The sequence below is a fragment of the Paenisporosarcina sp. P4_E4_2 genome (genome assembly GCF_056401595.1).
In genome coordinates this window covers 1-5,467 of record NZ_JBFUJC010000211.1, presented here as the reverse complement: position 1 = coordinate 5,467, position 5,467 = coordinate 1, and the positions used below count along the sequence as shown (strand labels likewise).

Below are 5,467 nucleotides of genomic sequence, written 5' to 3'. Positions count from 1 at the left end.
GCACGAGCTTTATCGTGCCCAAGAAAATCAATCAAATAAACGCCATAATATGTTGTTATTCATGCTTACCGTCTTTACAGTAGTTTCCGGTATTTACGGAATGAACTTGGTCATCGAAGATTGGAAAGGAAAAACAGATTGGTCTAAGGTCCCTGGCTACTCATTTTTCGAATGGATCTCACTCATTACCGCTTTGGCTGGTATTTCACTATCAGCAATCTTATTGGCTACAACAGGCGGAAAAGGTCTTTGGAAGAAATTCAGAAAATGGAAACGCGATCAATACAGATAACGCATTAATTCACTTCTCATCTTATGATGGGAAGTTTTTTTATAAATAGACTTGAAAAAATTGGTGGATTTTGTATAATAAAAGACGTTTATAGTAAACTTAAAGTATTGTGATAGTAAACTTACATAAACATTGGTTGCTATTAATCACACCTGCGAGGAGCATCTCTTTATGCAAATTGGAAACAAAATTAAGAGTTTGCGCATCAAGAAAAGGTTAACTCAGGAAGAATTAGGTGAACGTACCGATTTGAGTAAAGGCTACATTTCACAACTGGAGCGAAATTTGAATTCCCCATCAATTGAAACGCTTTTTACTTTACTGGAAGTGCTCGGATCTAAACCGAAAGATTTCTTTGATGATGAAAAAAATCAACGCGTTGTGTATTTGGAAGAAGACCAAACCGTTTATTGCGATGAAGACAAGAAGTATCAAATTCGGTGGCTTGTCCCTGAATCAAACGACAAAGAAATGGAACCGGTTCTCGTGAAATTTTTTGAAGAAGGGGAATATAAGCAATTCGAACCTTCTTTATCAGAAACTTTTATGTATGTCTTAACAGGCAATATTCGTCTCGTTCTTGGAACGCATGAATTTTACGCAAAAGAAGGACAGTCCCTATACTTTGAAGCTTCAGATCATCATCAATTATCCAATCACCACAACGGGGAATCAGAAATATTAATTGTTGTTACACATTCTTACTTATAAATCAGGAGGTCAATCATGACAGACACTACGATTATCCGCTTTGACAACGTCACAAAATCATACGACAGCGCGACACCTGTGTTAAACAATGTGAGCTTTGAGATTGAACGCGGAAAATTTTATACATTACTGGGTCCTTCCGGCTGTGGAAAAACGACGATATTGCGATTGATTGCCGGATTCATGGAACCGACCAGCGGCGAAATATATTTCAATGGCAAGAAAATCAACCATGTGCCCGCAAATGAACGACAAGTCAACACGGTTTTCCAAGACTATGCCCTCTTCCCTCACCTAAATGTATTTGAGAATGTGGCATTTGGATTACGTATCAAGAAGTTAAAAAAAGACGAGATTAATCGTCGAGTATTAGAAGCTCTTAAGTTTGTTAATTTAGTAGGATATGAGAACCGTGAAATTGTCGAAATGTCTGGTGGACAAAAACAACGTGTGGCAATCGCACGCGCTATTGTAAATGATCCGGAAGTTATCTTACTCGACGAACCATTGTCTGCACTTGATTTGAAGTTGAGAACGGAAATGCAATATGAACTTCGTGAATTGCAACAGCGACTCGGCAAGACCTTTATATTTGTTACACATGATCAGGAAGAAGCCTTGGCTATGTCAGATGAAATTTTTGTTATGAATGCAGGAGTCATTCAACAAAGCGGTACACCCATGGATATTTATGATGAACCTATCAACAGATTCGTGGCAGATTTCATTGGAGAATCCAATATCGTTCCAGGAGTGATGATTTCCGATTACCGTGTACAATTTGGCGGAAAAGAATTTGAATGTGCGGACAAAGGTTTGTCGTCGAACGAGAAAGTAGATATCGTCATCCGTCCGGAAGACTTGGAAATTACTACTGTTGATCGAGGAAAAATGACCGTTAAAGTAGACACACAATTATTCCGGGGAGTTCACTATGAATTATCTACCTTCGATAAAGAAGGCAACGAATGGCTCGTCCATTCGACTAAAAAGGCAGCAGTAGGGGAAGAAATCGGTTTGGATTTTGAACCGGAAGCGATTCATGTCATGCGTTTGAACGAAACAGAAGAAGAATTCGACAAGCGTCTAGAATCGTATGGAGAAGAGCACCATGCAAAATAACACAAATCGTTCCTATTATTTAGTTCCTTATATTGGCTGGATGCTGCTCTTTGTCATTGCACCAATTGTACTTGTTGTTTATTTTTCGTTGTTTGATTTACATGGGAATTTTTCATTCGTCAATTATCAGAATTTCTTTACTTCTGTATATTTGAAAATGACCTTAAGCTCGTTTTGGTATGCTTTTCTTATTACTGCTTTCACTTTAGTCATTGCATATCCCACTGCTTACTGGTTGACCAAAACAAAACATAAACAATTATGGTTACTGCTTATCATTATTCCTTCATGGATTAATCTGTTGTTAAAAACATATGCCTTTATTGGTATTTTTGGTGTAATTGGCCCTATAAATCAACTGTTCGACACATTGGGTATTGGCACAAAACAAATTCTCTATACTGATTTCAGTTTCATTTTCGTTTCAGTCTATATTTTTATTCCATTCATGATTTTACCGATTTTTAACTCTCTCGATAAAATGAATCATTCGCTGATAGATGCCGCCCGCGACCTAGGCTCATCTACATGGACAACATTTACGAAAGTGATTTTCCCATTAACAATCAATGGTGTGAAATCTGGAATTCAAGCTGTATTTATTCCTTCCCTATCGTTATTTATGATTACCAGACTGATAGCTGGTAACAAGGTCATTACGCTTGGCACAGCGATCGAACAACAATTTTTAGTGACTCAAAATTGGGGAATGGGTTCGACCATTGCCGTATTCTTGATTTTATTTATGGTTATCATCATGATTTTAACTGGTCAAAAAGATAAGGGGGCGCTTTCAAATGGACAGATCAAGTAAATTATCAAAAGTTTATTTAGCACTTGTTTTTGTCATTCTGTATACGCCTATCTTTTACTTGATCTTTTACTCATTTAATAGTGGTGGTACCATGTCAAGTTTTAAATCATTTACCTTTGAACACTATAAGGCAGTTTTTGCCGATACACGACTCATCATGATTCTGATTAATACGGTTATTGTTGCATTATTATCTGCACTCCTTTCCACTGCAATTGGGGTAATCGGTGCTATCGGTATAATATTTTTAAAAAACCGTAAATCCCGTAATGCACTGTTGTCCCTTAACAATGTGCTAGTTGTCAGCCCTGATGTAATCATAGGGGCATCATTCTTGATCTTATTTACAATGGTCGGAGTGAAATTGGGCTTTGCTTCGGTATTGATATCACATATCGCGTTTAGTGTCCCAATTGTGGTCATTATGGTCTTGCCAAAATTACAGGAAATGAGCAGTACTTTAATTGATGCAGCACTCGATCTAGGCGCTTCAAAACGTGATGTATTGAGCCGTGTAATCATTCCATATATTAAACCCGGGATATTTGCGGGATTCTTTTTGGCCCTGACATATTCACTGGATGATTTTGCCGTGACCTTCTTTGTAACGGGGAATGGTTTTTCCACCCTGTCCGTTGAAATATATTCCATGGCACGTGCAGGGATCACATTAACGATTAATGCATTATCGGGTCTTTTGTTTATCGTTACACTATTATTGGTACTAGGTTATTACTTCGTGACGAATCGCACAAAAAACCCGCTTAGAACGGGGGTTTCTAAATGAAAGATATCATTCGTGCAGTTATAGCGATACTCATCATTTGCACAGTTTTATTTTATATCAATAACCAACTGAACAAATCAACAGGAAGAGCTGGAAGCGATACAATCAGCGTTTACAACTGGGGAGAATATATTGACCCTGAACTCATCAAACGATTTGAAAAAGAAACAGGTATCACAGTTGTTTATGAAACATTTGATTCGAACGAAGCGATGATGACAAAAATCGAACAAGGTGGTACTTCGTATGATGTGGCCATGCCTTCCGAATATACGATTGAAAAAATGAAAGAAAACGATTTATTAATTCCGATAGATCATAGTAAAATACCTAATTTATCAAACATAGACCCTTACTTCCTTGACTTACCTTTTGATCCTGGCAATGAATATTCCATTCCTTATTTTTGGGGAACAGTTGGAATCGCCTTCAATCCAAAACTGCTGGATGGTCAAACATTCGAAAGTTGGGAAGATCTGTGGGATCCATCTTTAAAGCAGGAAGTCATTTTAGTTGACGGTGCACGTGAAGTAATGGGTATGGGTTTGAATTCTTTGGGATATTCACTCAATACAAAAGATGAGCATCAACTTCAAGAAGCTACGGATAAATTAAAAACCCTATCTCCCAATATTAAAGCCATTCTTGGTGATGAAATTGTGGAAACGATGCGACGCAGTGAAGCAGCTGTCGCTCTGGTGTGGTCAGGACAGGCTGCTGACATTATGTATGTCAATGAAGATATTGACTATGCTGTTCCTAAAGAAGGATCAAACTTATGGTTTGATAATATGGTTATTCCGAAAACGTCAGCAAACGTAGAAGGTGCTCATAAATTTATCAATTTCATGCTTGATCCAGAAGTAGCTGCGCAAAATGCAGATTATGTAGGATACTCGACACCTAATGAAAATGCCATTCCACTGATGGATCCTGAAGTAACTGGGGATGAGCGTTTTTATCCAACTAAAGAGATGCGGGAGCGTTTGGAAGTCTATAAAAACCTGGGATTGGAAACTCTCGGTAGGTACAATGAGTTGTTCTTGGAATTTAAGATGGATGCCCAGTAATCATTAAATCAACTCCCTTTTATAGAGATAAAACTTCAACTTGCGGATACGAAACCTGCTCATACACTGGGCAGGTTTTTGTAATGGATTTTTATTAATTATGTGTTAAAATTTTAGATACTCGAAACAGTTTGAGCAAGAAAGTAGGATGTATAATGGCGGGTAAATCAAATCGCTTTGCACTTTTTGTGCTGATGTTTAATATGTTCATTGCCATGTCAGGAATTGGCTTAATTATTCCAATAATGCCAGATTACTTGGAAACCTTTGGTGTGGCTGGTCAGGCACTTGGATTTTTGATCGCCATGTTTGCCTTTTCTCAATTTTTATTTTCTCCTTTAGCCGGAGACTTATCAGATAAATATGGTCGTAAGTATTTAATTATTATTGGACTTGTCATTTTCGGTTTGTCTCAACTGATGTTCGGATTAGCGTCAGATTTATGGATTTTGTATTTGGCAAGGTTCTTTAGCGGTGTCGGTTCGGCGTTTATCGTTCCGCCAATGATGGCATTCGTCGCGGATATTACGACTGAAGAAGAGCGTGGAAAAGGAATGGGATTGCTTGGTGCTTCGATGTCCCTTGGCTTTATGATTGGGCCAGCAATCGGTGGCTTATTGGCAGAAGTAAGCCTTCGTTTTCCTTTTTATGTGGCAACGAGCGCAGCATTA

Annotated in this window: 6 protein-coding genes and 1 pseudogene; all 7 read left to right on the top strand. The window is 38.1% G+C overall.

Features of this window, described 5'->3' with window-relative positions; translation table 11 throughout:
* Positions 1-292: pseudogene (locus tag AC1DSB_RS13635) on the top strand (hypothetical protein); the annotation flags it as partial.
* 171 nt (positions 293-463) lie between these two features.
* On the top strand, positions 464-1,003 hold the full coding sequence (locus tag AC1DSB_RS13630) for a helix-turn-helix domain-containing protein (protein WP_477532071.1): 540 nt from the start codon (positions 464-466) through the stop codon (positions 1,001-1,003).
* A gap of 15 nt (positions 1,004-1,018) precedes the next feature.
* Positions 1,019-2,125, top strand: a complete 1,107-nt coding sequence (locus AC1DSB_RS13625; RefSeq protein ID WP_477532070.1) for an ABC transporter ATP-binding protein — start codon at positions 1,019-1,021, stop codon at positions 2,123-2,125.
* On the top strand, positions 2,115-2,939 hold the full coding sequence (locus tag AC1DSB_RS13620; protein WP_477532069.1) for an ABC transporter permease: 825 nt from the start codon (positions 2,115-2,117) through the stop codon (positions 2,937-2,939). The genes AC1DSB_RS13625 and AC1DSB_RS13620 overlap by 11 nt, the downstream gene beginning before the upstream one ends.
* Complete coding sequence (locus tag AC1DSB_RS13615; RefSeq protein ID WP_016427847.1) at positions 2,923-3,726, top strand: ABC transporter permease; 804 nt, start codon at positions 2,923-2,925, stop codon at positions 3,724-3,726. The genes AC1DSB_RS13620 and AC1DSB_RS13615 overlap by 17 nt, the downstream gene beginning before the upstream one ends.
* Positions 3,723-4,796, top strand: coding sequence for an ABC transporter substrate-binding protein (locus tag AC1DSB_RS13610; protein ID WP_477532068.1), 1,074 nt, complete (start codon positions 3,723-3,725; stop codon positions 4,794-4,796). Before AC1DSB_RS13615 ends, AC1DSB_RS13610 begins: the two co-directional genes overlap by 4 nt.
* A gap of 155 nt (positions 4,797-4,951) precedes the next feature.
* On the top strand, positions 4,952-5,467 hold a 516-nt coding region (locus tag AC1DSB_RS13605; RefSeq protein ID WP_477586897.1), incomplete at its 3' end, for an MFS transporter.

Excerpts from the sequence above, each read along its gene's own strand:
- AC1DSB_RS13620 (WP_477532069.1), top strand. The coding sequence starts at position 2,115 with ATGCAAAATAACACAAATCGTTCCTATTATTTAGTTCCTTATATTGGC.
- AC1DSB_RS13610 (WP_477532068.1), top strand. The coding sequence starts at position 3,723 with ATGAAAGATATCATTCGTGCAGTTATAGCGATACTCATCATTTGCACA.
- AC1DSB_RS13625 (WP_477532070.1), top strand. The coding sequence starts at position 1,019 with ATGACAGACACTACGATTATCCGCTTTGACAACGTCACAAAATCATAC.
- AC1DSB_RS13630 (WP_477532071.1), top strand. The coding sequence starts at position 464 with ATGCAAATTGGAAACAAAATTAAGAGTTTGCGCATCAAGAAAAGGTTA.
- AC1DSB_RS13615 (WP_016427847.1), top strand. The coding sequence starts at position 2,923 with ATGGACAGATCAAGTAAATTATCAAAAGTTTATTTAGCACTTGTTTTT.